Origin of the sequence: Hymenobacter gelipurpurascens, from assembly GCF_900187375.1 — a bacterium.
Taxonomy (GTDB): domain Bacteria; phylum Bacteroidota; class Bacteroidia; order Cytophagales; family Hymenobacteraceae; genus Hymenobacter; species Hymenobacter gelipurpurascens.
The window spans coordinates 30,335-56,215 of the sequence record NZ_FYEW01000001.1; the positions used below are offsets into that span (position 1 = coordinate 30,335).

A 25,881-nucleotide genomic window follows, 5' to 3' on the forward strand; every position below is an offset into this window, starting at 1 on the left:
TCTGAAGTCTATGCCCGCTCTCGACCGTTTCTCTGCCCAAGCCGACCTCTACGCCCGTTACCGTATCGATTACCCAGTGGAGCTCTACGATTTCCTGCTGGCCCAGGTGCCCCGCCGCGTGAGAGCCTGGGACTGTGCCACCGGGAACGGGCAAGTAGCCGCCGTGCTAGCCACGTATTTCGAACACGTAGACGCCACCGACATTAGTCAGGCCCAGCTCGCCCAGGCCCCGGCTCTTCCTAACATCACCTACCAACTATCTTCCGCCGAGCACACACCTTTCGCGGATAGTTCATTCGATCTGATAACCGTAGCGCAGGCGCTGCATTGGTTCGATCAGGAGGCGTTCAACCAGGAAATCAGGCGCGTAGGCCACCCCGGCGCTACTATTGCGGAGTGGGGCTACGGCCTGGTGCACATCAGCCCCGAGCTAGACCCACTGATTCAGAAATTCCACGACGAAACCATGGGGCCGTACTGGGACGACAACCGCTGGCACATTGTGGATGAGTATGCTCGCCTGCCATTCCCGTTTGCCCAGGTGCGGCAGGCGCATTTTCCGGTACGGCGGCAGTGGTCGGCGGAGTGGTTTCTGAACTACCTCCGCACATGGTCGAGTGTGGCGAAATACCAGAAGCAGCACAACCAGCAAGACCCCGTGCTGCTCATTGCTGATGAGCTGACGCAGCTGTGGGGCGCTGGCGAGCGGGAGCTGCAGTTTCCGGTATTCCTGCGGACTGGTCTGATAGAATAAACCAGCCCAACCAGCGTTGTGCACCTGATCCAGAACGCCGGCTGCATGACCATTTCTACCTATCTGCGGGCGCTAGGCCTGTTTTACCGCACCGTGGCGCTGTTTACCACGCTGTTTTCGCTGTTGGTTGTGGGCGCCGCTGTGGCTGGTCCGTTTGGCAGCTGGCCTTTGCCGCTCACTGCAGGCCTATTCCTGACGAAACTGGGTACGCTCCCGGTGGTGTGGTACCTCTCGGAGCAGCTGAGGCCCCACCAGTATTGGCTGTATCTGAATCTTCACGTATCGCACTGGCAGCTGTGGGCCGGTATTGTAGCAGCGGATACTGCTGTATTCACCGCAGCGGTAAAGCTGCTGCATTGGCTGGCGGCATGAGGCCAATAGAGCCACATGTGCTGGAGGCCGATGGCATTCAGCTCTCGTTTGGGGAGCGGCGCATTCTTTCCGATGTGTATCTGCGGGTGCAGACGGGGCAGGTGGTAGGCCTGTTGGGACGAAACGGCTGCGGCAAATCAACGCTCCTACAAACCATTTTTGGCGGCCGGCGCGTGGCCGATGCGTCGGTGCGCGTGAATGGGCGGCGCGTGGTGCCCGCTTACCGTGAGCCGGGTTTGCTTAACTATTTGCCCCAAGTGCCTATGTTTCCTGACCGCCTCACGTTGGCGGAGGCCGCGCGTCTGCTGCAGATAGATGTCAAGCAGGCGTTAGAAGGCTTTCCGGAGCTGCAGGCGCAGCTTTCCAGGCCTATCGGGGAGCTTTCGGGCGGCACTACGCGGCTTGTGCAGGTGCTGCTCCTGCTGCACGCCGACACGCGTTTTTCGTTTTTCGATGAGCCGTTTTCGGGTATTATGCCCGTGCATATCGAAACGCTTTCCTCCCTGATTCAGCATGCCAAAGCCCGCAAAGGAATCCTGCTCACCGACCACCGCTACGCCGAGGTGCTGCCCCTCTGCGACGTGGTGTATCTGCTGCACGGTGGCCGGCTGGAGCAACTGCCCCACGGTAACTACACCGAAGCACTGCGCGACCGGGGCTATCTTGCGAGCTGACCCATCAGCCGCCCGTTATGCCTGCTCCTTTTTCCTCCCCTGCGCTTCCTTTCACTGGCCTACGCGTGTTGGAACTGGCTTCCGTGCTGGCCGGGCCGCAGGTAGGCCAGTTTTTCGCGGAGCTCGGCGCCGAGGTGCTGAAAGTAGAAGCCCCCGCCGGCGACGTAACGCGCACTTGGCGCACCCCGGCCGAAGCCCCGGATTCCAGTATTTCGGCCTACTTCTCCTGCGCCAACTGGGGCAAGCTTTCCGTGGTGCTGGACCTGACTACGCCTGAAGGGCAGGCGGAAATCCAGCGCCTCGTAGGCCACTCCGATATCGTGCTGGCCAGCTACAAACCCGGCGACGCCGAGAAGCTGGGCGTCGATTATGCGGCGTTATCGATTCAGAATCCAACACTGATTTACGGCCACATCACGGGCTATGGCCCCAGCGTAAACCGCGCCGGCTACGATGCGGTGCTGCAAGCCGAAGCGGGCTTCATGCACCTCAACACCCTGCCCGGCCAGGAACCCCTCAAGATGCCGGTGGCTATGGTAGACCTACTCACGGCGCATCAACTCAAGGAGGGCCTGCTCACGGCGCTCTATCGGCGTGAGCGAACTGGCCTGGGCGCGCTGGTGCAGGTCTCGTTGCTGGAAAGCGCGCTGGCTTCTTTGGCGAATCAGGCGGCCAGCTACCTAGTTACGGGCCGAGATCCGCAGCCTATGGGCTCGGGCCACCCCAGCATTGTGCCCTACGGCACCGTGTATGAAGCCGCCGATGGCGTGCGCCTGCTGCTGGCCGTAGGCGCCGACCGCCAATTTCAGCAGCTCTGCGCCGTGCTAGGCCACCCCGAGTGGGCCGATGATGCTCGGTTTCAATCTAACAAAGCCCGCGTGACACACCGTACAGAGCTGGAAGAGCTGCTGCGCCAGCAAATTGCACTGGTAGCCGGGGAGGAGTTTCTGCAGGAGTTGGAAAAACGACAGGTGCCGGCCGGTGCGGTGCGCACGGTAGGAGAGGCGCTGGGCCACCCATCGGCCCACGAAATGCTGCTGCCGGCTACTGCTGAGTTTCCGCACCAAGGCTTGCGCACGGTGGCTTTCCGCAGTGATGCGTGGCCCGTAAGCACAGAGTTGCCTGCTCCTCCACCATTGGGCAATCGGCTTGCCGACGCGTAATAATTGCTGCAGCCTCGCCCACAATACCGTGTGTTGGCCGGCATGGGCTGCAGGCAACCGAAACTCCCAGGCGGCTACTTTGCGTAGGTACTAGCGTCTGGCAGTACAAGGGTGTGGCCTGGGCCGCATCAGAAACTGAAATTTCACTTATTCCGGTGTGCCTTGTTGGGTGCGCCTTTTCTTCTTTGCATGGACGAAACGCCCCATACCTCCGCCGCCAATTCTGTCTCTCCAGCTCACCTGCACGATGACACGCCCGGCGCTCCGGCCATAAATACTGGCACCGGCTCGCCCAACACCGACAACGCCAAGCCCAACGAAGCGGGCTCCCCCGGCGAGGCGCCCACCGACCGCCTGGACCTGATTTTTGAGGGCCTGAAGCAGAAATCATCCGCCAAGCAGGCCATTTACCGCAACACCCTCAACACCTTCGATACGCTTCGGATGGTGTCGCAGGAGCTGGTGGTGGAGCTGAGCCGCCGCATTACGCCCGTCGATAACACCGTGATAATCGAGTATCGGCCGGTGAATGAGATGGAGTTTCACATCCGGTTCTCCGGCGATTTGCTGGTATTTGTGCTGCACTCCAACATCGTCACTTTCCCCGACGACTACGGCCCCATGCCCACCAAATACGTGGAAGAGGACTTCCGCCGGCGCTTCTTCGGGCACATCATGGCCTACAACTTCACCGCCGACAGCATCAAGTACCAGCGCATGAACGACCCCGGCTACCTCGTAGGCCGGTTGCTCATCAATATCGATAACCACTATTTCCTGGAAGGCGTGCAGCAGCTGGAACTGCCCGACAACGACATGTCGGACAACAAAGTCACAGCCGATGGCCTAAAGCTATTCGTGGAAAGCGCCATGATTGCCGCCGTCAACAACGACCTGATTGCGCCGCCGCTGGATGATATCCAGAAAATCAGCGTGAAGCAGAAGCTGGAAAACCAGCAAGTAAGCCGCGCCAGCAAAGTGGGCTTCAGTTTCTCCCGAGAGGAGCGCCACCAAAACATCGACGGCCTGCCTTATTAAGAGGTGAGATGGTGAACTAGCGAACTAGTGAATTTGCTGTGCGACTGGCCTAGACTGCGCGGTAAGCCTGTCATTGCGAGCGGAGCGACGCAATCCTTCCTTGTCTTTGCACGAAACATTGACCTATTCAAAAGCCCTTACTTCCACACAGGAAATAAGGGCTTTGAGTTTATGAAAGCTCCTAACTGTGAAAAGGAACGATTGCTTCGTCGTGCCTCCTCGCAATGACAGGGCTAGAGTGGCCTACAGCCCATCAAATTCACCATTTCACTAGTTCACCACTTCACCTTCTACCGCCGCGAATAGCCTACTTTTTCGCGCACTTTGTTCAGGACTTCGGAGCCGTAGGCCTGGGCTTTGCGGGCACCTTCGGCCAGCTTGCGGTCTATTTCCGGTAGGTTGTTAATGTAGAAGTTGAACTGCTCACGTTCCGTAGCAAAGCGGGTTTTAATCACTTCAAACAGCGCCTGCTTGGCGTGGCCGTAGCCGTAGCCGCCATTGAGGTAGTTCTGGCGCATGGTTTCCACATCGGCCGGAGAGGCTAGCAGGGAGTAGAGCTTGAACGTGGTGTCCGTTTCTGGGTTCTTGGGAGCTTCGAGCGGCGTGCTGTCCGATACGATGTTCTTAATGTTTTTCAGCAGCGCTTTGTCGTCGGCGAAGATATCAATGATGTTGCCGTAGCTTTTGCTCATCTTCTGGCCGTCCAGGCCAGGTACGGTCATCAGCTCCGCATCTACGCGCGACTGCGGCAATACAAAGGTTTCGCCGTAGCGGTTGTTAAACGCCGAGGCTATGTCGCGGGCAATTTCCAGGTGTTGGATCTGGTCTTTCCCCACCGGCACCACTTCGGCATCGTAGAGCAGAATATCGGCCGCCATTAGCACGGGATACGTGAACAGGCCCGCATTTACATCCGACAGTCGGTCCGACTTATCCTTGAACGAGTGGGCGTTGGCCAGCATCGGGAACGGCGTGAAGCACGAGAGGTACCACGTCAGCTCCGTCACTTGCGGCACATCCGACTGGCGGTAGAACATGTTTTTGTCCGTATCGAAGCCGCAGGCCAGCCACGAGGCCGCTACCGCGTACGTGTTCTGGCGGAGAAGCTCCGCGTCGCGTACGGTCGTGAGGGAGTGCAAGTCAGCAATGAACAACAGCGACTCATTCGTGCTGCTTTTCGACAGCTCAATGGCCGGAAGGATGGCGCCGAGTAGGTTGCCCAGGTGCGGGCGGCCAGTGCTTTGGATGCCGGTGAGAATGCGGGACATAAGAAAGTCAGTTGGAAGTACTAGAGGTGAGCAGTTCGTATTTCTGCCCCGAATTGAGTGCCCTTATAAGCTTTGGCAACTCATATGTAGTGATGCTGCGGTTCTGGATTAACTGCACTAAGTCGGGGCGTTGGGCAACGTAGGGCAACAGATCCTCTCGAAAATGAGCCCCACCACCGGTAAACCAGCTCCCTTGAATAGCCAAAACCGAAGTGCCCCTAGCCCAGCGCAATAAATACACTTCATTCTGGGACTGACCACCTGTCATAACGCCTCCTGTATTCATGGCTGGGGCACCCGTTGTGAATGCGTAACGCATCAGAACTACTTGGCCACTGTCAAGTTGCTCTACGAAAGCCTGTTCGACTACAGAGTCATACAGCCCCTGTTTTACTTCAAAGTCACAAGCTACAGTATAGGTGCGCTTTTCTATTCGAAAAGAATGTACTGCTTCTGGAGTCAGCTTGGTGCTTTTACCCTTATCATCTTTAACTAATAGGATGGTACTGCTCTTAAGCTTCAACTGACCATCCATTCGATGAGTACGGTCATTCAGCAACACATAGGAACCTGGCTTGTACGTGTTGAAAGGTTGTATTTGGGCGGTAGCAACCCGAGCAGAGAATAAACCTACAAGAGGGAGTAGGAGAAGAAAGCGCATTCGAAGGAATTATATGCTTGTTGGATACTGCGTATTACACACTAACATTCGCTGCGGCTTCCTGCTGTAGCTCCGTGGTTTCCTCCTGGCCCAGATAGCGGTCAATGAGGAAGTGCGCGAGGTACAGCACAGGGGTCAGCAGAATTGCTGCCGCGAATTTATACCAGTAATTGGTGTTGGCCACGCTCAGGACCTGATCCAGCGTCCAGTTTCCGAACAGGTAGAAAGCCACATACAGCACCACAAATGAATCGACAAGTTGGGAAACGAGCGTGGAGCCCGTGGCACGCAGCCACACAAAGCGGCCCCCGGTAACGCGCCGTATCAGCTGGAAAATGGTGGCGTCCAGCACCTGCCCAATCCCGAAGGCTGTAATGGAACCCGCAATAATGCCCAGGCCCTGCCGAAAAATACTTTGGTAGGCATAGTCGATGTTGAAGGGGCGGCCTTCCGCATCGGTCTTGTTGACATCAAGCCAGAAAGCGGCGGGCGGCAGCTTGGTAGTGGCATAAATCACGAGGAACGCGAACAGAATGAGGCCTACGGTGAGGTAGCTCACGCGTAAGACCCCCGCCTTGCCAAAATACTCATTGATAATATCCGTCGTGACGAACACCACGGGCCAAATGAGCACGCCTGCCGTGAGGTTGCCGGGCAAGCCCATCAGGGCATCAACGGAGAAAATCTTGACGCCAATGATTTCGGCCAGCAGAGCATTTACAATGAAAATACCGCTGAGAACAAGGTAGAGCTGCTGTTTTTTGTGCGTAAAAGAGTGAGGCATGCGCGCAGGAATGAGGGGAGGTAGAAACGCAGATAGTGCCGTATTGCCAAGTAAGCAAGGCTGATTCGGGCGTTTGATTCGGCTAAGAACTGGCCTAGGCTCAAATCGTTTTATTTCCTGCCCCCACTTACTCCGCTAGCTGCACAGTGAGGCCTTCTACGGCCAGCTCTGTCCACTCAAACATGGTTTTGGCTTCGGCCAGCAGCGGCTGTAAGTCGCGGTAACGAGACGAAAAGTGGCCTATGAGTAAGCGGTGCACCTGCGCTTTTCGGGCCAGCAGACCCGCCTGGCGCGCCGTGGAGTGGTGCGTGGTGTGGGCCCGGTCGCGCAAATCGTCCATAAAAGTGGCCTCGTGGTAGAGCAGATCAACGCCGCGCACCAAGTCGGCGAGGCTCTCTGTGTAGAGCGTATCGGAGCAGTAGGCGTAGCTGCGGGCGCGCTTGGGCTGGGTTGTTACGTCGGCATTCAGCGCCACTACCTGGTTGTTTTCGTCGAACACGTCTTCGCCGAGCGTAAGGGCAGTCAGCTGAGTAGGCGTCAGGCCCGCGGGCAGCCGCTCGGAGAGCAGCCGGCGGCGCTTAGGCTTTTCCCGAAATAGGAATCCGCAGCACGGAATACGGTGGCGCATGGGCAAAGTGTGTACCGTCACGTACTTGTCCTCAAAAATCTGGGCGTGCTGCGTGGTATCAATGGCCGTGAACTCCAGCTCGAAGTTGAGGTGCGTGTAGGAGTGTCGAAACTGCATGGTCAGCACTTCATCAAGCCCTGCAGGCCCAAACAGCCGCAGTGGCTCGGTGCGGCCGTTGAGGTGCATGGTACCCAGCAGCCCGAATAGCCCGAAGAAATGGTCGCCGTGGAGGTGGCTGATAAAAATGGTATGGATACGCTGATGGCGGATTTTCTGCTCCATCAGACGCCGTTGGGTGCCCTCGCCACAGTCGATCAGGTACTGGGTACCGCTCACCGTGAGCACCTGGGCCGTGTGGTGGCGGTCCATGAACGGGGTGGCGGAGGCACTGCCCAGAATTTTCAGCTCAAAATCCAAAATGGCTTGCGGCAAGTGGGCTAGGCCACCAGCGGTTAAATGATAAATAGAAAGAGCGGCCTTCTATAGGCCTAAGCCAAAAGAAAAAGCTGCTGGCCGGTAGCCGTCAGCAAAAGACTAACAGCTAACAGCCAACAGCTTCACAGCCTTACGAAAAGCTATTCTTTGCTGGTCAGGTCCCGCTCGATGGCGTGGAGGAAAATCCGGTCGATACCTTCTTCTACGGTAGGCAGAATGTGCAGAACCGACTCCAATTTGGAGATAGTAATGAGCTTCATCACGTGGTCTTGCAGGCCGGTAAGAACCAGTAGGCCACCCGTTGAGTTGCACAAGCGGTTAGCAATCAGGATAGAGCTAAGGCCCGACGAATCCGTGTACTTCACATTGCTGAGGTCGAGGATGAGGTTGTTGATACCCTCGGCATTAAGCTTCACGAATTCCGACTTCAGATCGGGCGCGACAGTAGTGTCGAGCTTCTTTTCGTCAATCGTGATAATCGTGTAGGTTTCTTTTTTATCTATGGAGTACTTCATACCGGCGGTCGTTCGGTGTTTATGGGAATTGCGAAGGTAACAAAAAAACTATTCGTGCACTGCAGGGTCGGCAATGGACAATCGGGAGAAATAAAAGCTGCATAAGCCGTTATTGTTTCCCGGAAAAGGCAAAAGTTAGGGTACTCCAGGTGCTCTGCCAGTCGGCTTGAGTGCGGTTGGACGAGGGAACCATCCGCACGGTACTTATCAAATAATGGCCGGGACTTAGTAATCGTAACAGCACGCGTCCGTTTTGGTTACTGTGGAGCTGTAGCGGCGGCTGAGCCGGAGAAACACCCCGCTGCCACACGCGCACCAGCTGCCCAGCCACGGGGCGGCCTTCGGCCAGGACTCGCAAGGTAATAGACATTCCCGGTTTGAGAAAATATGGGTTCTGCTCCGGCAAAATTTCAAGCGCTAGGCCAGTCGGGCGACTCCAGGCGCGGGCCGTATCGGAGGGCACGGGGGCACCTACTTGCAGCAGGGTAGTGGCACAGCGGCGGTAGGCCTCCCGCGCCGGCTTCTCTGCCTCGCCGCGCTCTTTGCGCTGAGCCAGCACGTGTTCCAGGCCCTCCGCCCGCAGATACGCTGCAAACGGCTGGGGCTCCATCGTCAGGAAGGCATTGTCGGTAGCCAGGGCCACCAGGTGGGTGCCGGGCTGCCGGAACGTGAGCGTAGTCTGTAGCGTGTCGGCGGCGGGGCTGGTGAGGTCCTGTAGGCCAGTGGGGGTAGCGTGCAGCAGTTGGGTAATGCGCCTGGCGTGGCCCTTCCAGTGGGTGCCCCGGAAGTTTTCGCCCGTGAATATCCGCACCTGCATGGTTGTACCGGGCAACACCGTAAACTGCGCAGGCTCCAGCCAGAACTCGCGCGCTACCACCGTGCCGGCTAGCAGCACAAACGGGAGCACAAGCAGGCGGGAAACACGCTTCATGCAGCAAAACAAGAGAGCTACTATTAAGAAATGATGAAGCTTGAGAAACGTAACTGGCCTAGCATGGTGCCGCGCCACCAATGAGCGGTTCTGCCAGTGCTAGGCCAGTAGTGCTTTCCGGGCCGCCGATAATTCGCTGCCCCGTCTGGAAATTAGTAGCGTTCCAGCGCCAGGGCATAGGCCCGCTCGTAGTAGATGCGCAGATTTTTCCAGTCAAACAGCTCTGAGGAGCTTTCCACGTTGTTGCGCTGCATGATTCGCTCGCGGCGGGTGAGCTGCACAAACTCCCACAGCATTTCGGTAAGCTCCTGCGCCGATTCCTCAAAGCTTTTCTCCTGGCGGTGCACTACAAAAATGCCTTTGTCCTCGTGGTTCGCCACATTCTGGAGCACATAGTCGCCGAAGCCCGAAAGGTCGCTGGTAATGGCCGGCACGCCACGGGCGGCGCACTCCAGTGGCGTATAGCCCCAGGGCTCGTAGTAGCTCGGGAAGATGCCCAGGTGGCAGCCGCGCACAAACTGCCCGTACTCCATGCCAAACAGAGGAGAGCTAGGCGAAACAAAATCAGGGTGATACACAATCTTCACCCGGTCGTGTGCATTGTTCACCAGGTTGGCCCGGCGCACAAAGTTCAGGATGTCGTCGTTGGCATCATCGATGAGGTTGTGCGTGATAACCGGCGGCAGCGCCTTGGTTTTCCAGCTTTGCAGCGTGCGGCGGTAGCGCAGCTTCCAGTAGTCGTCTACCATGCTGCTCAGGTCGGGCAGGCGCTGGTCGGTGCTGGCGGCGGCGGCAAAGAACAGCCGCTCGCCTACCTGGCGCTCAATGGCCTCACAGGTGGCGTGCACCTCGTCCAGCACGGCCCGGCTTTGTAGCACTTGGGGGTTGATACTGTGGAACGGCCGCTTCGTGATGAAAAACATCACCACGTTGCCTTCTAGTCCACTCTGCTGCAGACGGTAGTTCAGGCGGGCCAGGGCTTCCAGCGTCAGGTCGAAGCCCTTGTTGTGGTACTCGTAACGACCGCTCGTGAACAGGTACAAGGTGTTATCCAGATCAAAGGAATAGCTCTGGAAGAAGTGCGCCATCACGAACTCGTGAATCTTCGACTTGTACTGCTGGTGCAGGTTCTGGAACTCGTGCAGGGCCACAAACCGCTCAATGTTGAGGCCGTTGGGCAGCACCGCGTCCGGAATTCTATCCAGCAAATAAATGCATTCCCGCACCGTCAGTTCACTTACCGTGGTAAAGACGTGGGAGCCGTGCGCGGCTGCCCGCTCAATAGTTACGGCCGTTTCGATGTTGAAGCGCTGCGCCTCTGCTGCCCAATCTACCTGCATGAGGTGATCGTAGAAATTGGGGTCGTTCATGGCCAGATACCGGCCTAGCAGCGTAGCGTGCGTGGTGAACACAATGTGCAGCGGCACCTGCTCGCGGCGCAGATCCGGAATGGCCACGCCCGTCATCCACTCATGAAAATGGGCCAGCACCCGTTGCGGCGGCACCATCTCATCCGTCAGCGTCTTCAGAAACACCTTCGCCAGGTAACCGAATGCTTCTACCTGGTGCAGGAGGTCGTCGTTGTCGGGCGTCGGGATGTGGTGGTGGTCCCAGAGGTCAGCTTTGATCTGGCCCAGGCGGTCGTAGGCCTGGTAGGGGTTGATGAGCACCACGCGGGGCCGGCCCGTCACAAGCCAGATACCAATCTGAACGTCATATCCCTGGCGGCGCATTTCGCGCACGGCATTGGCATAGGGGTCTGAAGAGGTAGCTAGTTGATAGTCATCGTAGGGCTCAAACTCGCCCTGGGCCTGGTGGGCGAAGTAGGGGCCTAGCAGGCAGTACCGCTCGTCCCAGACCTCTACAGTAGCGGGTACTTTGCTGCGGATAACGGTATAGATGCCGCCCACCTGATTGCAGACCTCCCAGGCTACTTCTACGAGCAGTGCGTCGGGCGCAATTGGTTCGGGGGAGGTAATTGGTACTTGCATGGCGGATAGTTCGAGTGGGAGTAGTGGCAAGATAAGAGGGGAAGTGAGAAAAAAAACGTCATGCCGCGGCAAGCGCAACATGACGTTCTCTTGGTTTTCAGCAGGTGGCCTACGCGGGCTCCTGCGAAATAATCAGGACGGAATACGGAGCCAACCCGAATGAGCCGTGAAACGGATAGCCGTCGTACTCGCCTTCTTCAGCCTGGGTGTCCATGCTCTCGAAGTTGCCAAACTCCTCATCGTAGCCTTCCCAATCGGAGTTGAACCGCACGCGCCAGTGGCCGCCGTGGGGCAGCCCGATGGTGTAGGCCTCTTGGGTGCGGTCGGCGAAGTTGGCCAGAACGATGGTCGTGTCGCCGGGGCCACCGTCGCCGTCGGCCCAGCGGCAGTACGCCAGCGTTTTGTCTTCGTCGTTTACGTGAAATACTTCGGTGTGCTGGCCCTGGAGGCCACGCGTGTGGCCGGCCAGGTTGCGGCGCAGCCCAATCAGGTCGCGGTACATGTGTACCAGACCTGCATGCTGCTCCGCGTGTATCCATTCCAGGGGCTGATCATCGGAGAAGTAGCCATCGGCCAGCATTTCCTGGCCCTGAAACATCATCGGGATGCCCGGCGCCGTGAACACCAGCGCCGCACCCAGCGTAGCGCGTTTCTTCGGGAACCAAGTATGGGCATCGCCGGGCATAATTTCCTCCGTCACCCGCGACTTGCCATTGGCTACTTCGTCGTGCGACTCCGTGTAAATAATGCGCTGAAAAGCGTCGCCGTTGTAGGTATGGCCAATGATATCGGCCACGGCCGTTATGTTGCGGTCGGCGTCGGCTGGCGTCACCAGCGCGTCGCGGATGATGTTTACGAAAGCCGCATCCCACTGCGAGGCAAAGCCCTGGCCATCATCCGTAGTAGGCCTCGTGATGTACTCATTGCCCTGCAAGTCTTCGGCAATGGTGATTTTCCAGGGCATTTTGGCTTGAATCTCTTCATTAACCCACTTCATCAGGCTCCAGCCTTCGGGCAGGTCGCGGGAAGGGTCGTTGGAGCCATCTACATTTCGGATGTGGGAGATGGAGTCGCAGCGTAATCCATCTACGCGGTAGTCTTCCAGCCACATCAGAGCGTTGTCGAGGATGTAGCGGCGCACCTCTTCGCGGCCGTAGTCGGGGCGGTTGTGGCCCCAGGGCGTTTCGGCGCGCCAGTCGTTGTAGAAGTAGATGCCGCCGCCGTCGTTTTCCTGCCAGCCATCAAACTGCCAGAGGTCCAGGTCGCCGGGTCCGAAGTGGTTGTACACCACGTCCAGAATTACGGCAATACCGTGGTGGTGCGCCTGCTTCACCAGCTCTTTAAAGGCCTGGGGCCCGCCGTAGTCGGTTTCCAGGGCAAAGGGGTGGGCCGGGTTGTAGCCCCAGCTGCGCCCGCCCGGAAACTCTGTGGGCGGCATAATCTCAATAGCGTTGATGCCTAGGCCACTCAAGTAGTCAAGCTTATCCACTACGTCCAGGAAAGTGCCGGGCTTCTCAGGGTCGGGCGCGTTGAAGGTGCCCACGTGCAGCTCATAAATCACCAGCTCGTTCCAGGCCGGCATCTCGAAGTGGTCATCTTCCCAGTCAAAGCTGTGGTCGGGCACTACGGAGTTCCCGGCCGAGTGCGTGACTTCGCGGGCGTAGGGGTCATGGCGGGTTAGCTCGCCGGTTGGAGTTTTCAGCCAGAACTTATACTCCGTGCCCGAAGGCAGATTAGGGAAATCAGCAGCCCAATAGGCGTCGGCTTCGTGGGTAAGGGGGTGCGTGGTGGTTTTCCATTCATTGAAGGGGCCTACCAGCGCAACGGCTGTAGCGGCCGGCGCCCACACCCGAAACGTAGTGCCGTGAGCGTGCGGAATGGCGCCCATTCCGGGTTGTAAGGTAGCAGCAGGTGTGGTAGAAGTAGGAGCGGAGGGCGTGGCTAGGTCGGGCATTGGTGTGTAGGAAATACTGCATCGAAGTTCAACAGTGTTCCCTCTTACTCCATAGTGCAGCTTCAGGTTATGCGTGGGGCTTACCGGCCGCATCGGGCGCCGCTCCAATGCCCACAGACGGTTGAGGCGCATCGTTCGGGCCAGAGCTGTTCGGGTGCTTTTATGCTGTGGCTGCCGGGCATTTACTACACAAGGTGCCATACCTTCGGGGGCGTTTTATGCCTCTTTTAGGGCGCCGGAAACCTCCTCCAGCAGGTGGTTGTTATCCTGCCTCCAACCTTTTATCCTACCCTGTGCCCCGCCCGAAACCCGTCATCTACGGCCTGTATTCCTGGACCCCCGACTACGGCCTGAGCTATATTCATCCGGCCAACCGCCGCACCTTTGAGTGGCTGGAACCGCTGGGAAAAGTATTTGAGAAAATTGATGAAACCGACGACTGGATTCTGCTCCGCTACGATGAGCAGCAGTTCAAAGTCAGCGGCGAGCTGTTCAAGGAGCTTTATCAGAAGCCGCCGTTCAGCTTCGGCGATATCGTGCAGGAAGTAAGCCCCGAGTCTGGGCGCCCGGCGCACCAAGGCCAGGTTTCCGACGTGTATTGGGACGAAGCCGCCGACAAAGCCCGCTTTCAGATTGTGGAAAAGAAGCGCAAAGTGAAACGCGTTTTCGAAGCCGAGGAGCTGCGTTTTGCCTAGGCTAGTAGGGCGCTTCACTGGAAACGTTCCACTGGTCTGGTGCTAGTGGGTTGGTGCTGTAGTAGCCCGGGCAAGCACAGCAGTAGTTAGAGAAAAAACTATATATTCCTTCTTTGAAGCCTAACCGCAGCCTCCAAAGACGGCTCCACCCTTAGCCCTGCCGCAGATGAACGTGCATGATGTAACTCCCCTGAATAGATACCAGGGGCAGAATTCTGAAGCATTGTTCTTTCTGAATCCTGAGGGCGAGTTCACGTTTCTCAGTGAGCCGTTTGCCCGCCTTACTGGCAGCCCGGCCGCCGCGCTGGTAGGCCAGTCGCTGGCCTCTTTACTTCCCGCTGCAGAGCAGCAGGAGGCCACTGCCCGGGTGCTCCGGCACGCCCAACAGGGCGAAGTGCTCACCTTTGAAACGGAGCTACTTCGCCCCGGCAGTCAGCCGCAGCCGGTTGTCCTGACGTTGCTGCCGCAGCTCACCCGCCAGGCTCTGACTGGCCTAGTGGGCACGGCCCGCGCCCCGGAGGATGCCACCCGTGCCCTGAAGGCGCAAGGGGTAGATATATCCTTGATTTTCAAGACGGTTACGGATATTGTTTTTGTACTGCAGGTGGAGCCTGAGGAGCAGTACCGGTTTCTGTTTGTGAACCAAGCATTCGAAAAGGTGACGGGCCTGACAGCTGAACAGGTAGTAGGCCACCTGGTGCAGCAGGTGATTCCCGAGCCTTCTCTGCGCTTAGTTAAGGCCAAGTACCGCCAGGCCCTGGAACAGCAGGAAATAGTGACCTGGATAGAAGTAAGCCACTATCCTACGGGGCAGCTGGTAGGTGAAGTATCCGTGACGCCGGTACTTGATGCCGCTGGTAACGGCTGGCAGCTGGTAGGCCGGGTGCACGATCTGACGGCGCAAAAGCGGGTAGAAGAAGACCTGCGCATCAGCAATGAGCGCTTTGCCTACGCCCTCAAAGCCACGGCCGTGGCCCTCTACGACTGGCACATTGCGCCGGACACTCTCCTCTGGGGCGAGGGATTTACCGCGTTGTTCGGCTACACTCCCGGCAATGAGCCTCCTACCGTTCAGCAGTGGGCCGAGCGCCTCCATCCGGAAGATGAAGCACGCACAATGGATGATCTGTACTACACCATTCAGCAAACGCAGCAGGAGACTTGGCAGCAGGAATACCGGTTTCGGTGCGCCGATGGCTCCTGGGCCACAGTGCTGGAACGGGGCTGCATCATCCGCGATGAAGCGGGCCATGCCGTGCGCATGATTGGGGCTATGCAGAACATTACGGAGCGTAAAGAAGCTGAGGAAAAACAACGCCACATGACGCAGGAGCTGTTTCGGCAAAACGCCGATTTGCAGCAGTTCACTTACATCATCTCCCACAATCTGCGCGCCCCGCTGGCCAACGCCCGCGGCTTTGCCGATTTGCTGCCCCGGCTAGACAAGAATTCTGACATGTATGATAAGTCGGTGCAGCATCTGCAAACCAGCCTGCAGCAGCTAGATGCCGTTATTACCGATGTCAACACCATTCTCTCCATTCGCGACCGGACTGAGCTGGGCCGGCCGGAGCCGGTTTCCTTGCGTTTGGTGTGCCACCAAGTGTGCCAAACGCTGGCTCAGGCCCTGCGCGAATGTGGCGGCACCGTGAATTGCACCATGCCCGAGGAGTTGAAGGTGCCCGGTGAACGCGCTTACTTTTACAGTATCTTCTATAATCTGCTGGCTAACGCTGTAAAGTACCGCTCCGATGCACGTCCTTTGCACGTGGAGATAGCTGCCTCCCACACCCCCGAGCAGGGCACCGTAGTAACGATTACGGACAATGGAATGGGGTTCGATTCTGATAAGGCCGGCAACGACGTGTTTCGGCTCTACAAGCGGTTTCACCCTACCATGCCGGGCCGGGGCTTAGGCCTATTTTTGGTGAAGGCGCATATTGAGGCCATGCATGGGCAGGTGGCGGTAAGTAGCCGTATAGAGGAAGGAACACGTTTCACGTTGTTCTTTAGATAAGCCCGATATGAGGACATTTCTTATTGATGATGATAACCTGGGTAACTATCTCACGGAAAGCTTATTGAGGGTTGAAGGATTTTCCAGCTCCATCCAAACGTTTGAGTCGGCCGAAAATGCGCTGGAGGTGTTACAGCAGCGCCCGGCAGAGCTGCCAGAGATTATTTTCCTGGACCTGAACATGCCCGTCATGAACGGCTGGCAGTTTCTGGACGCGCTGGCCCCGTATGCCGACGTGCTGCGGGACCATTGTCATATCTATGTCCTTACCTCGTCGTTGGCGTTATCTGATCTGGAAAAAGCCAAAACCTACGATCTGGTGACCCGCCTGATTCATAAACCCATTGATGTGGAAGAGCTGCGTACCATTCGGGCGCAGCTGAAAGACAACGGCTGAGCGCCTCCAGGCGGCCGGGTTGGCCGGCCGCACTACCGCACTGCGGACCCAGTTTAGCGGTGCCCACCCACTGCTAGGCCCACCCGCACCAGCACTGGCCGGGGCTGAAACGGGGCGGTCTGGCGGGCCTGGTCCTGAAGCTTCACCTGCACCTCCGGGGAGGAAAGCGGCACGCGGGCCGTCGTGCGCGTCAGGAAAAACCCTTGTTTCTCTTCCAGCAGCAGCTCATTGCGTTCCGCCGTCTGAACGCGGTAGCTGGCTTCCGCAAACAAGTGCAGCGTGCTGCTGAGCTGAATTTCCAGCCCCAGCTGCGGCTCCAGAGCATGTGTCACGGACTGTAGGCCTATGGCCAAGCGATCGGCATCGAGAAGGGTGCCGGCCACGCGTAGGCCAGTATCGGGGTTATCGAAACGGCCCAGGCGCTGCCGGATGGTGATGCGGCTGTAGTCGAGGCCGGCGCGCACATATACTGGCCGCGCCCGCTCAGAAAGGTTGTGGGTGTAGCGCAGCCCGGCGCTTTGTAGGCCACCCCGCAAAGCGCCGCGCAGGCTACCCGCACCGTAGTGGAGCTGCCAGTCTGGCGTAAGCCACAGCAGATAATCGAAGCGCGGCAGCAGGCTTACCCGGCGCGGCGCCACCGTGGCCGTAGTGGTGGTGGCAAACGAAGAACCGGCCGGTCGGTAGGCCACCTGCATCCCCCCCGCCGCAACGGAAACCGGCACTAGTTCCAGACTCGATGAATAGCTCAGCCGCTCCAGCAGGCCCTTGCGGCGCGGCGCGGGTGGTGGTGCGGCAGCCGGCACCGCGGCCACCGAATCGGGGGTTACGGGCCGCGCTGCGGCCACAGCGGTAGAGTCGGAGAATAGCTGCTCGGCTTTGCGCTGGCGTTCCTCATCCAGCAATTGCTGCTCTACTTGCTTGGGCAACACCAGCGTGGTGAAGTTCTGCCAAAACGTAGAGTCGTAGGCCACCGAGTTGCGCAGAAACACCTCCTCCGGCCGAAAACGGTCGGCGTAGGCGGGCCGGCGGGAGCGGGCCGTATCAATGGCGGTGGTTATAAACTCGCTGGTGTGCTGGTACTCCCGGCCCGGCTGCTGGCTCACGGCCTGGTCCCAGACGCGCTTGAGGTACCAGCGGCCAGCGTAGCGCTGATAGCTTACCTGGCGCGCCCGCCGGTTGTACGCATAGCCGCCCATGGCCGCAAAACCGGCCTGGTAGCGCCGTACGCCCCCTAGGGTCAGGCTAAAATCGGCCCCCAAAAATGCGTAGGAGTCCAGATTAATAAACATCCGGCCCTGGTAGTTGGCCTTCGCCGAGCGCGGCGTAAATGAAATGGCATACACTGGCCTACCGTTGTAGGTCGTCACGTCGGCAATCTGGTAGTCGTACTCCGCGAAGTGCGCCTTGCTGATAAAATCGGCGCGGTTGTACACAAAGTCGAAGCGGTGTGGAATGAGGGGGCCGGCCTGCCAATTCAGCTGGGTGCGGCTGGTGTCGCGGGCTTCGTATTTGCGGGTTTGCTGCAGCTGCACGTCGCCGCTGGTGTGGGCGGTACGGTAGGTTTCTTTGCGCACCTGCAGCACGCCCTCGGCCAGGTAGAGGTAGTGCCCATCCGGCAGGTTGCTCGACTCCCGGTAGAAGCCCGTGAGCTGCACCGGGCGCGTGGCGTAGTTGCGCGGAATGCGCGCCACGGCAGCCCGCACAATCCCCAGTGCCGAGCCTGATACCGTGACGTTGGCGAGCTGGGTGGGCGCCGGCTCCAGCAACACCTGCACCTCCTGGCCTACGGGCACAGGCAGCGGCACCGTGGCCCTCTTGTAGCCAATAAAGGTGATGTCCAGTGCCTGCGGCTGGTATTCTGGCGGAATGCTGATGGAAAAACGGCCTTCCTCGTTGGCGCTGGTGCCGAGTTGGTTGCCCCTGATGCCCACCAGCGCATACGGCACTGGCCTATGCGTCTGGGCATCGAGCACGCGCCCTTTCACTACTACCGCCTGCTGGGCGGCAGCCGCGAACGACAGCAACCACAGCAGGAGGCCCAGAACCACAAAATGCCGCATAGACGTAAAGTAACAAGCTGGGAACTACTTCTTACGCACACACTCCCTAAACGAGTAGGATGGAGTTAGCGTGGCCGGCATGGATACAGCCCGCGTAGATATTCGCTACTAATATGCTGCTGATGCGCCTAACAGCGCACAAGAGTTCAAGCGGCTCTCTAAATAAGCCTGTTCAGAAGATTTCAGCGCCCCTATTGTTGTGCTAGGCCACTCCTACACACCCACGGCAATTCCGATAACAACCGCCACCGCACCCAAGGCTAGCAGCAGCAGATACAGAGGGAGCGCGAATTTCCACCATTCATCAAACCGTACGCCGCAGGCCGCCACAATGGCCATGAGGGCGCCGTTGGTAGGTGTAATCAGCTCGCAGAGGCCGGCACCGTACTGGTAGGCCAGTACCGTCACCTGGCGGGAGAGGCCGATGAGGTCGGAGAGGGGCACGAGCAGGGGCATAGTAAGGACGGCCTGCCCACTCACGCTGGGCACCGGTAGGTGCAGGGCCGTGTGAACGCCCATCATGCCCAGGGCCGCCACCCACGCCGGCAACCCCGCCAGCGGCGCCGACAACCCGTTTACAATGGTATCGACAATCTGGCCTTGCTCCAGCACCACGAAAATGGCGCGGGCAAAGCCAATGAGCAGCGCCGAAAACGCTATGTCGCGGAAACCATCGATAAAGCCCTCGGCGGTGCCCGTGAGGCCTAGGCCACCCAGCAGGCCCGCCAGAATGCCCAGCCCGAAAAACAGGGCTGCCATCTGCTCGAACTCCCAGCCCAGCTTCAGCACACCATAGGCAAAAAAGGCAAACGTGACGAAAAGCATCAGCAGCACCAAGCCGTGGTTGCGGCCCGGGTGCGCGGCGGCCGCCGGATCGGCGGTATCGGCGGTTTCGGGCTGCACGCGGTGGCGCTCGGCGTAGCGCACGGTGCCGCCAATCCAGATGAGCAGGGCCAGGGCCAGGAATACCATCCGGAATCCGCCCCCGGAAAGTAGTGGCAGCTGCGCAAGTTTCTGGGCAATGCCTACCTGAAACGGGTTCAGAGGGCTAAAAGCGGCGCCCACAGCCGCCGAGCCCAGACTAACGGCCGCCGCCGTGAGCGTGGGGTAGCCAATGCGGCGCATCAGAATCAGGAGCACGGGCACCAGCGGCACAATTTCCTCCTGCATGTTTTCCAGCGCGCCCATGGTGGCAAACAGCACCGAGATAATCGGAATGACGACAGCCTCGCGGCCCCGAAACTTAGTCAGCAGCCAATCGACACCGCTGCGCAGGGCGCCCGTTTGGTCTACCACCGTGAAAGCGCCGCCCGCCAGAAACACCAGAAAAATCACGGAAGCGGCGTCAATGAGTCCTTTCGGAATATCTACAATGGCCTGTAGGGGGCTAACTGGCGTAGCAGGCACGCGGTGGTAAGAGCCGGCCACTACCACGTCGCGGCCCGTGGCCACATCCGTATGGCGCTCAAATACGCCGGCCGGCAACACGTAGCTCAGCAGGCAAGCCAGCAAAATAAACCCCACCAAGAGCACCAGCGGGTGCGGAAAGCGAATCGTCTTCATCCCGCGAAGATGGGGAAATGAGCAATAAGGTAGGAATGGGCAGTGGATGCTCTAGCTCGTCATGCTGAGCCACAGGCGAAGTCCCTCGCGTGCTGACATCACTATGCTAGCCGTCATGCTTGATCTGGCGTCCGCTTGTCGAAGCATCTCTACCGCTTCGTTGCTGAGGCCTAGGCCACTTGATTAGTTAGAGGTAGAGATGCTTCGGGTGCGCTCAGCATGACGGTTACTCCTGCAAAGTGCTTCGCCTTCATCTCTGCAGGAGAGAATAAGTGGCATATTGGGTTTAGCCGTTTCGCATTATCTGTACCTCGGTATTTCGCCACTCCCGGAACCTGGCGGCGGTATCTTTGGGTTCTGCAAACCCATGAAACTCGACGCGTTTAAAGCCCTGCACCTGTACCGCCAGACGGAGCACCTGCGCAGCCACGGCCATCTGCTGGCCGAGCGCCGGCAGGATAGCTTCCGGTTGCGCCTCTTCGCGCTCGGTGATTTTTACGCCGAGGAGTGGCGTGTGTGGGACGAGGAGCGCGTGCTGTTCATTCACCTGTTTCAGCATCCCGTCGGCCTACGCGACTATCTGGAGCTTATTCGGCTGCCGAAGGAGTTCTAAGCCACTTGGCGCAGCAGGAAGTATAGTATTTACTATATTTTCAGCATGAAGCCTTCGCGTTTGCTGCCCGTACTGCTGGCCCTGCTCAAATTTCTTTCGGGATATCTGCTGGCTAGCTCGGCCTACGAGCTGCACCGCGATGAGTATCTGTACCTCAATTATGGGCAACACCTGGCCTGGGGCTACATAGAAGTTCCGCCCCTCACGGCCGCGCAAAGCTGGCTTACGCTGGCCATGGGCGGTGGGTATTTCTGGGTGAAGTTCTGGCCTCTGCTCTGGGGCAGCCTCACTATATATATAGTGGCTCGGGCCGCGCAGAGGCTGGGCGGCGGCACCTGGGCGGTGGTGCTGGCGGGCTTATGCTACTTACTAGGCGGGTTTTCACGGCTGAACTTCCTGTTCCAGCCGAACTCATTCGAGGTTTTTGCTTTCACGCTCTCCTGCTATTGGCTGATCCGGTATCAGCAGGAGCCCCGGTCGCGTTTCCTTTATGGGGTAGGTGCGGTGTTGGGGCTGGCTCTGCTGAATAAGTATTCCACGCTGTTTTTTCTGGCGGCGCTGGTGGGCAGCCTCCTGCTCACGCCCACCCGGCGGGTGCTGAGTACCCGTGCCTTCTGGCTTGGGGCCGGGCTGGCCCTGCTGCTGTGGCTCCCGAATATGGTGTGGCAGGTGCGCCACGGTATTCCGTTTCTGCACCACATGCAGGAGCTGCACGACACCCAACTGGTAAACGTATCATTGGCCGATTTCTGGAAAGACCAGGTGCTGATGTGCGTGTCCGCGGTGTGGGTGTGGGTACCGGGGCTGCTGGCCTTGCTGTTGTATAAGCCGTTTCGGGAGTACCGCGCTGTAGGCCTCATCTACTGCTTCGGGCTCCTGATTCTGAACTTGCTGCACGGCAAGAGCTACTACGCATTAGGATATTACCCAATTCTGTTTGCTGCCGGGGCCGTGTGGTGGGAGCAGCGGCTGCAGCACTGGCCTAGCGCGCAACGGTGGCTGCGGCCGGCGCTGCTGGTACTGCCGGTACTGCTAATGCTGCCACTGTATCCGTACCTGACCACGGTGTATGCGCCGGCGCATCTGGAAAAGCTGGGAGTGGCCTACCGCGGTATTGGGGTGTTGCGCTGGGAAGATGCCAAGGACCACCCGCTGCCCCAGGATTTTGCTGATATGCTGGGCTGGCAGGAACTCGCCGACAAAACCTGGCAGGCCTACCAGGCCTTGCCCGATTCTACACGGGCCCGCACGCTCATAAAGTGTGATAATTACGGGCAGGCGGGTGCCATCAACTATTTCAACCGCCACCGCGCCATGCCGGCTGCCACCAGCTTCAATGGCAGCTACCTGTACTGGTTTCCGCTGGTGCCCGCCCGGCCCTACCGGCATATGCTGCTCGTAGGCGAAGGCAACCCGACTGAGCTGGTTTCTTACTTTCAGGAGTTCCGGAAAATGGGCGAAATCACCAACCCTTACGCCCGCGAGAAAGGCACTTCCATCTACCTCGGCACCTACCCGAGTAAGGCAATTATGGCCCGCGTGTACCGGGAGCATCAGGAAGAGTTGGCGCAGTGGGAGGGGCCTACTCCCGATCAAAACGCTCCAGTAGCAGCGGGAAGATGATAACTTCGCCGTAGAGGGCGGCGGCAATAGAAAGCGAAGTGAGGAGGCCGAACAGGAAAACGGTTTGCAGGGAAGCCAGCATCATCACGGCATAGCCGCCAAACAGCACCGCGCTGGTGAGCACAATGGTAGGACCGACGTGCGCAATGGTGACGTGGCGGGCGGCATAGGGACCCAGGCCTGCGCGGCGCTGCTCCCGGTACGCATGAATGAAGTGTACGGTATCATCGGTGCAGAAGCTGAGCACGATGGCCGCAATGCTGGCCGTGGCGGTATCCAGCGCAATGCCGGCCCAGCCCATCACGCCCAGCAGTACCACCACCGGAAACACATTGGGAATCAGAGCCAGCAAAGCCAGCCGGAAGTTGCCCACGAAAGTCCACACCAGCCCCAGCACCAGCACAAACGACAGCAGCAGGCTGTTGGTCTGGGAAGTCGTGACGTAGTCGGTGATGCGGGCGTAGAGCGGCTGGTAGCCGGCGGGCCGCACATTGGCCACCGGGCCTAGCGTGTGGCGGGCCATGCGCAGCAGCGTATCGGTGGTGGCGGTGAGCTGCCGCGCCGAGAGCATTCGGCCCGAAACCGTGATGCGCCCCGTGCCCGAGGGCTTGTGCTCAAACTGGCCTAGCAGCTGCGGGTAGTCGTTTTGGAGGCGCGAAGCAATATCCTTCACGGCCCCTGACTGGCCTAGCAATTGCCCGCCCCGCGGCCCGTAGCGCGTTTCAAGCCCCGCCTGATACAGGGAATGAAAGCCAAATACTTCGCCGGCGCTGTGCAGGGTCCGGGCCGAATCGGAGAATGCCGCCGCTGCCCGTAGCACGGCTGGGCTGGAGAGCGAGTAGCCGGGGCGCGGCTCAACCAGCAGTTCCAGCGGCAGATACGGCCCCCAGGCGGCTTCCAGTGCTTGGTGGTCGCGCACCACGATGTTATCAGTTGGCAAATAGCCGAGCGTGTAGGTGTCGGCGCGCAGGCGGGTAGCGCCCCACAGGCCTAGGCCTACCAACACCACCGAAACCACTGTGGCCAGCCGCCGGTGCCGCAGCACAAAGCCGTAGAAAGCCACCAGCCGCGTGCTGGTGGTGTGCGTTGCGCGGGGGCTAGGGGCGGCATGGGGCAATAGCAAAACGCCCAACCCGAAGGTGAAAACCAGGCAGAGCGCAATGCCCAACGCCGCAAACACGCCAAACACGCGCAGAATGGCCATTGGGCTGCTGAGCAGGGCCAGAAACCCCGCCACCGTTGTGAGCATGGTGGCCAGACAAGGACGGGCGAGGTTACGCAGGGCCTGTAGGGTATCGGTGGGGCCGGTGCTGCCGGGCCCAGCAAGGTGGTTGCGCTCATTCACCACGTGCAGGGCATCCATGAGTCCCAGCAGAATAATGATAACCGGCAGCAGCACCGTCATGAGGTTAAGACGGTAGCCCAGCAGGCCATACAGGCCTAGCGTGATATAGGTGGCCAAGCCCACAATGCCCAGCGTGTACAGCAGCAGCCACAGATTGCGGTAAAGCAGCCAGAAAACCACAAACATCAGCACGTAGCCCAGGCCCAGAAACAGCCCAAAATCCTGCTGGGAAAGCGCATTGAGGCCCGCATACACCACGCCCACGCCGCCCAGCCAGGCGCGGCCTTTGGGTACATGCGCTTCCGTTAGTGTCCGCAACTGGCCTAGAATCTCGCCGCGGCGGTCATCAAAATCGGGGCTACTCCGCAGTACCACCAGCAGCCGGGCCGTACGATAATCGGGACTGAACAGCTGCGCTCGGAGCGTTGGCTGCCGCGCCAGGTAGCGCTGCACAGCTGCCGGAGTGGTGGTAGAATCCAGCAGCTGGCGGGCTGAGTGTAGGCCATCGGGCGCCGGCACGGAGGTAGTGCCCGCGCCGAGTACGGCCGCTACATCGGGGTGGTGCTCCAGGGCCTGGCTCAGCTGCCGCAGCCGCCGGAAGTTGCGCGACGTGAGCAGCGTAGCCGGGTCATGCACGCCAATGATAACCACCTCATCATTGCCGAAGCGTTGCTGAAAGGTGTGGTAGGCCACCAGGGCCGGGTCGCCTTCCAGAAACCAGGCAGAGAGTCTGTTATCAACCTGTACGCCGGCCTGCACACCTGGCCACAGTGCTACGCACGCAGCAGCTAAAGCGGCCAGAAACAGAAAGCGCCACTTGTAAAGCGAAGAAATCATAGAAGGGGGGTAGCGGCACCAACTGCGAAGTAGCCGATGCTGCCCCGAAGAAACCTGCTTTTATGGCCTTCATTCTGAAATAAGTACCGAATGAATGACTTTTCAACCAGATATTTTACGTGTTTAAAGGCCTTGTTAAGTGTTGTTATATGTCTGATATACAAGTAATTGAAAAGTATTGTAGGTGTGTTCTATTTAGACATTGACGCAATGCCTAATTTTCTATATACCGGTATCAGAGGCGCCATTCTTTCCCTATTGTTGCAAGCAGAAAGCCGCTCGTAAAATGCATTGGTTTTGCTAAGCTGTACGATAGGCAAAGGTGAAATAGGATGGAAATGACGACGTCCGAACTGTCATGCTGAGCGCAGTCGAAGCATCTCTACCTCTGACTAACCAACTGGCCTAGGCCTCTGCAACGAAGCGGTAGAGATGCTTCGACTGCGCTCAGCATGACAGTTTGTGTGGCAACGACACCACACCAAATGCTTCGCCTCCAACTCCACGTGACGGACTATTTTAGGCTGCTTACAATCCTCTCAACCTCGCTCCAATACCTCGAAACCCGTGACGCACGCCATGCTTTTTCCCGCTTCCCGCTCATTTGGGGCCTATTTGCAGGAGCGTTTTCCGCCTGTGAACATGGCGCTCTTTGCCATTGTGTTCCTGACGGTGCGGGCAGTGGTGGTGGCGGCCGGTGAGCCAGCGGGGTTTGGGTTGCGGGAGCTGTTGGGCATTGGGGCTACCATCTCATTCTTCTACCGGCTGCGGGTGTTTGATGAGGTGAAGGATTACGCCACCGACCTGGAGCATCATCCGCAGCGGGTGCTGCAAACGGGGCGCGTAACGTTGCCGCAGTTGGGGGCGGTGGCCGTGTTGGGCAGCCTTGGGGAGATGCTGTGGTCGTGGTGGATGGGACCGATGGCGCTGGCCGGATGGGGCATAGCCGTGGGCTACAGCCTGCTGATGCGCTACGAGTTTGGCGTAGGCCAGTGGCTGCGGCAACGGCTGGTGCTGTACGCCGGCACCCACCTGCTCGTGATGCCCCTCGTGATTTTGTGGCTCTGGTGGGCGCTGGCCGGCCCGGGTTACTTGCCGCAGGTGTTCTGGCTGCTGGCGGCCCTCAGCCTGCTGGGCGGACTGGCTTTCGAAATAGCGCGCAAAATTCGCCCCGCTGCCACCGAGGTGCCCGGCCTCGATTCTTACTCGCGGGAGCTGGGCTACGGCGGTGCCATTGGGGCGGTGTTGGTGGTGCTGCTGGCAGGGGTGCTGGTGCAGGCGCGGCTGCTGGCTTTGCTGCAGGCCGGGCCGGTGCCCCTGGTGGTGCTAGGCCTGCTTTACCTGCTCACGGCTGTGCATTATGTGTTGGCCTGGCGCCAGCCAGACACCGGGCGCCTGAAGAAAGCCGAGCTACTGACCTCCCTGTTCATGCTCGTCAGCTACGTTTCTATTCTCATCGAAATACATGGTCTAGGCCACCGCTTCGCCATCTAGCTGCCTATTTCCAGCACCATAAAACGCAGCACTCCGCTGCGTAAACTTCTGAGTCCCTCTGTGGGAACC

At 58.9% G+C, this 25,881-nt stretch carries 22 protein-coding genes; 11 read left to right on the forward strand and 11 right to left on the reverse strand.

Translation table 11 applies throughout. The features are described 5' to 3' along the window. Window positions 1-10 precede the first annotated feature (10 nt). From CFT68_RS00135 to CFT68_RS00155, 5 genes are all read left to right on the forward strand, one after another. Window positions 11-754, forward strand: coding sequence for a class I SAM-dependent methyltransferase (locus CFT68_RS00135; protein ID WP_088841407.1), 744 nt, complete (start codon window positions 11-13; stop codon window positions 752-754). Window positions 755-799: 45 nt separating this feature from the next. Next, a complete protein-coding gene (locus CFT68_RS00140) occupies window positions 800-1,126 on the forward strand; it encodes a hypothetical protein (RefSeq protein WP_141106377.1) in 327 nt (108 codons plus the stop codon). Beyond that, on the forward strand, window positions 1,123-1,800 hold the full coding sequence (locus CFT68_RS00145) for an ATP-binding cassette domain-containing protein (protein ID WP_088841409.1): 678 nt from the start codon (window positions 1,123-1,125) through the stop codon (window positions 1,798-1,800). Before CFT68_RS00140 ends, CFT68_RS00145 begins: the two co-directional genes overlap by 4 nt. Window positions 1,801-1,817: 17 nt before the next feature. Further along, window positions 1,818-2,963: a CaiB/BaiF CoA transferase family protein gene (locus CFT68_RS00150; RefSeq protein WP_088841410.1), complete on the forward strand. Its 1,146-nt coding sequence runs from the start codon at window positions 1,818-1,820 to the stop codon at window positions 2,961-2,963. A 189-nt stretch (window positions 2,964-3,152) separates the two neighbouring features. Next, entirely contained in the window at window positions 3,153-4,001 is an 849-nt protein-coding gene (locus CFT68_RS00155; RefSeq protein WP_245815237.1) for a hypothetical protein, read from the forward strand. A 290-nt stretch (window positions 4,002-4,291) separates the two neighbouring features. Here CFT68_RS00155 and trpS read toward each other — a convergent pair whose 3' ends face one another. The 8 genes from trpS to CFT68_RS00195 form a co-directional block, all read right to left on the reverse strand. Then, window positions 4,292-5,269: a tryptophan--tRNA ligase gene (trpS, locus tag CFT68_RS00160; protein ID WP_088841411.1), complete on the reverse strand. Its 978-nt coding sequence runs from the start codon at window positions 5,267-5,269 to the stop codon at window positions 4,292-4,294. A gap of 7 nt (window positions 5,270-5,276) precedes the next feature. Then, window positions 5,277-5,930, reverse strand: a complete 654-nt coding sequence (locus tag CFT68_RS00165; protein ID WP_141106378.1) for a hypothetical protein — start codon at window positions 5,928-5,930, stop codon at window positions 5,277-5,279. Between the two features lie 34 nt (window positions 5,931-5,964). After that, window positions 5,965-6,714 carry a queuosine precursor transporter gene (locus tag CFT68_RS00170; protein WP_088841413.1) on the reverse strand — a complete coding sequence of 250 codons (750 nt, stop codon included), beginning with the start codon at window positions 6,712-6,714 and terminating at the stop codon, window positions 5,965-5,967. Between the two features lie 127 nt (window positions 6,715-6,841). Continuing rightward, window positions 6,842-7,774, reverse strand: coding sequence for a ribonuclease Z (locus tag CFT68_RS00175; RefSeq protein ID WP_262490700.1), 933 nt, complete (start codon window positions 7,772-7,774; stop codon window positions 6,842-6,844). Between the two features lie 143 nt (window positions 7,775-7,917). Beyond that, complete coding sequence (locus CFT68_RS00180) at window positions 7,918-8,292, reverse strand: STAS domain-containing protein (protein WP_044002696.1); 375 nt, start codon at window positions 8,290-8,292, stop codon at window positions 7,918-7,920. 109 nt (window positions 8,293-8,401) lie between these two features. Then, window positions 8,402-9,223, reverse strand: a complete 822-nt coding sequence (locus CFT68_RS00185; protein ID WP_088841414.1) for a DUF4198 domain-containing protein — start codon at window positions 9,221-9,223, stop codon at window positions 8,402-8,404. A gap of 152 nt (window positions 9,224-9,375) precedes the next feature. Beyond that, window positions 9,376-11,214 carry a glycosyltransferase gene (locus CFT68_RS00190; protein WP_088841415.1) on the reverse strand — a complete coding sequence of 613 codons (1,839 nt, stop codon included), beginning with the start codon at window positions 11,212-11,214 and terminating at the stop codon, window positions 9,376-9,378. A gap of 109 nt (window positions 11,215-11,323) precedes the next feature. Beyond that, window positions 11,324-13,168, reverse strand: coding sequence for an alpha-amylase family glycosyl hydrolase (locus tag CFT68_RS00195; RefSeq protein ID WP_245815238.1), 1,845 nt, complete (start codon window positions 13,166-13,168; stop codon window positions 11,324-11,326). Between the two features lie 293 nt (window positions 13,169-13,461). Here CFT68_RS00195 and CFT68_RS00200 point away from each other — a divergent pair, with 293 nt between their 5' ends. The 3 genes from CFT68_RS00200 (at window position 13,462) to CFT68_RS00210 (ending at window position 16,277) form a co-directional block, all read left to right on the forward strand. Continuing rightward, window positions 13,462-13,863 carry a DUF6960 family protein gene (locus tag CFT68_RS00200; RefSeq protein ID WP_088841417.1) on the forward strand — a complete coding sequence of 134 codons (402 nt, stop codon included), beginning with the start codon at window positions 13,462-13,464 and terminating at the stop codon, window positions 13,861-13,863. A 166-nt stretch (window positions 13,864-14,029) separates the two neighbouring features. Then, window positions 14,030-15,880, forward strand: coding sequence for a PAS domain-containing sensor histidine kinase (locus CFT68_RS00205; RefSeq protein ID WP_088841418.1), 1,851 nt, complete (start codon window positions 14,030-14,032; stop codon window positions 15,878-15,880). 7 nt (window positions 15,881-15,887) lie between these two features. Further along, window positions 15,888-16,277, forward strand: a complete 390-nt coding sequence (locus CFT68_RS00210; protein WP_088841419.1) for a response regulator — start codon at window positions 15,888-15,890, stop codon at window positions 16,275-16,277. A 53-nt stretch (window positions 16,278-16,330) separates the two neighbouring features. On the opposite strand, the gene CFT68_RS00215 is transcribed toward CFT68_RS00210, so the two are convergent. Beyond that, on the reverse strand, window positions 16,331-18,337 hold the full coding sequence (locus CFT68_RS00215) for a carboxypeptidase-like regulatory domain-containing protein (RefSeq protein WP_088841420.1): 2,007 nt from the start codon (window positions 18,335-18,337) through the stop codon (window positions 16,331-16,333). 213 nt (window positions 18,338-18,550) lie between these two features. Then, a complete protein-coding gene (locus CFT68_RS00220) occupies window positions 18,551-19,900 on the reverse strand; it encodes a YfcC family protein (protein WP_088841421.1) in 1,350 nt (449 codons plus the stop codon). A gap of 367 nt (window positions 19,901-20,267) precedes the next feature. On the opposite strand from CFT68_RS00220, the gene CFT68_RS00225 reads away from it, so the two are divergent. Continuing rightward, window positions 20,268-20,513, forward strand: coding sequence for a hypothetical protein (locus CFT68_RS00225; RefSeq protein ID WP_088841422.1), 246 nt, complete (start codon window positions 20,268-20,270; stop codon window positions 20,511-20,513). Window positions 20,514-20,558: 45 nt separating this feature from the next. Next, entirely contained in the window at window positions 20,559-22,136 is a 1,578-nt protein-coding gene (locus CFT68_RS00230; protein WP_088841423.1) for a glycosyltransferase family 39 protein, read from the forward strand. Here the strand turns inward: CFT68_RS00230 and CFT68_RS00235 are convergent. Then, window positions 22,096-24,318, reverse strand: coding sequence for an efflux RND transporter permease subunit (locus CFT68_RS00235; RefSeq protein ID WP_088841424.1), 2,223 nt, complete (start codon window positions 24,316-24,318; stop codon window positions 22,096-22,098). The two genes, CFT68_RS00230 and CFT68_RS00235, sit on opposite strands and share 41 nt — an antisense overlap. A 579-nt stretch (window positions 24,319-24,897) precedes the next feature. On the opposite strand from CFT68_RS00235, the gene CFT68_RS21715 reads away from it, so the two are divergent. Beyond that, window positions 24,898-25,812, forward strand: coding sequence for a UbiA prenyltransferase family protein (locus tag CFT68_RS21715; protein ID WP_088841425.1), 915 nt, complete (start codon window positions 24,898-24,900; stop codon window positions 25,810-25,812). Window positions 25,813-25,881 lie beyond the last annotated feature (69 nt).